General features: G+C 71.2%; 1 protein-coding gene. It reads right to left on the bottom strand.

Going from position 1 to position 1606, the window contains the following annotated elements; genetic code table 11:
* Window positions 1-83: 83 nt before the first annotated feature.
* Window positions 84-1454: a GMC family oxidoreductase N-terminal domain-containing protein gene (locus SCNU_RS19850; protein ID WP_009681204.1), complete on the bottom strand. Its 1371-nt coding sequence runs from the start codon at window positions 1452-1454 to the stop codon at window positions 84-86.
* Window positions 1455-1606 lie beyond the last annotated feature (152 nt).

Raw genomic sequence — 1606 nt, 5'->3', positions numbered from 1 at the left:
CCTCGAACCTGCATCCGCGCACCACCGGACGGGAGCGGATGCAGGCTGCGGCAGCGGATGCAGGCGCGAGGAGCGGATCGATCTCAGACCGATTTGGGCGCCATTGTTTTCGCGATCAACGACGCGGTCGCCATGACCGACGCGTGCGGTCCGGAGCGAAGCGGACCGGGAAGCACCGAGCCGTCGACCACGTGCACCCCGTCGAGACCGGTGAGCGCACCATCGGCCCCGACCTCGGTACCCAGAGGCAACGTTCCCCACGCGTGCGACGACAGGCCGATGTCGGCGTCCACCGTCACCGAACCCGGCTCGACGAGGTCGCGGAACTCCGCGGAGTCGAGCATCGTTCGCACCAGGCCGACGCCACCGTCGATTCTGGCCGTCGACGCGGCGTCGGGCACACCGAGATCGATCACCGGCGCCCCGTCCCAGCGAACGCTCCCGTGCGTTCCGTCTGCCATGTCCGCGATTCCGATCGCCACGCCAGACGGCGGTACACCGTTGATGAACGACGCGAAATCATCTCCGTAGCAGCGGATCTCGAGACGGTCGTCGGTGTGCAGCACAGTCTGCAGGAGCGCTTGCGCGGACAGCGGCCGCCGCGGACGAAACCGAACGAGTCGCTCGGCGTGCTCGTGGATCGGCAACGACCGCCCGAGGTGCGGCAGGACCAGCCCGGCCGTGCCGAGCGTCCCCGCGGCCAGGACGACCGTGCCCGCGCTGACGACGCCCCGGGTCGTTCGCGCGCCCACCGCACGACCGCCGCGCACGACGAGTTCGAGCGCCTCGCAGTCGGCGACCACGTCGAGGTTGGGGCGGGCGTCGGAGAGGAAGGCGTCGGCCGCGGTCCAGCGTCGGCCCGACCGACGATTGCTCCGCACCCGATTCAGCCCGACCGTCGGCCAGGGAGACTGGTGCGGGGTTTCGACTCGCTCCGCTCGCTCAACCAACGGAGAGCCCGCACGCTCGACCAACGGGGAGCCCGGACGCTCAACCGATGACGGGGACCGCTCCCGCCAGTACACGTCGAACGCGGTCGCGACCTCCCCCAGCTCTGAGTCCGCGAACGACGACACCGACATCGCTCCGCCGCCGGTCTCACCGCCGTCGAGTGCGTCGAGCGCGGTCTCGAGTTCGTCGCCGGGCCAGGGCCAGGCCGCGTAGTCGTCGCGGTGCCCGCGCAGGAAGTAGCCCCCGTTCACCGCCGACGATCCACCGAGCCCGACCCCGCGGACCACATCGCGCCCGCGGAGCTCGTGATAGCGCGTGACGCGCGGCGCTCCGGGTTCGATCGGCAGTCGTGCCAGCGACGCCCGACCGTCGGACGGCGGCCCGCCTGGACCCGAGTCGATCAGTAGCACACGCCGCGACGAGTCCCTGGAGAGCCGCTCGGCGACCACGCAGCCGGCGCTTCCCGCACCGACCACCAGGACGTCGACGACGCGATCCGGCATCGTCAGCGCGTGACGACCGGTCGGAGTGCCGACCAGTCACGATTGGCGACCACGCCCTGCCACAGGCCGAGCCCGTAGGCGAAGTCGTCGAGGCGGCGGATCACCGAGTATCCCACCGGCTCGACCATCGGCGACGACGGCTCGGCGATCCG

This window comes from Gordonia neofelifaecis NRRL B-59395 (assembly GCF_000192435.1).
Classification (GTDB): domain Bacteria; phylum Actinomycetota; class Actinomycetes; order Mycobacteriales; family Mycobacteriaceae; genus Gordonia; species Gordonia neofelifaecis.
The sequence above is the reverse complement of the archived record's forward strand: the minus strand, read 5'-3'. Positions and strand labels throughout refer to the sequence as shown.

Excerpts from the sequence above, each read along its gene's own strand:
- SCNU_RS19850 (WP_009681204.1), bottom strand. The coding sequence starts at position 1,454 with ATGCCGGATCGCGTCGTCGACGTCCTGGTGGTCGGTGCGGGAAGCGCC.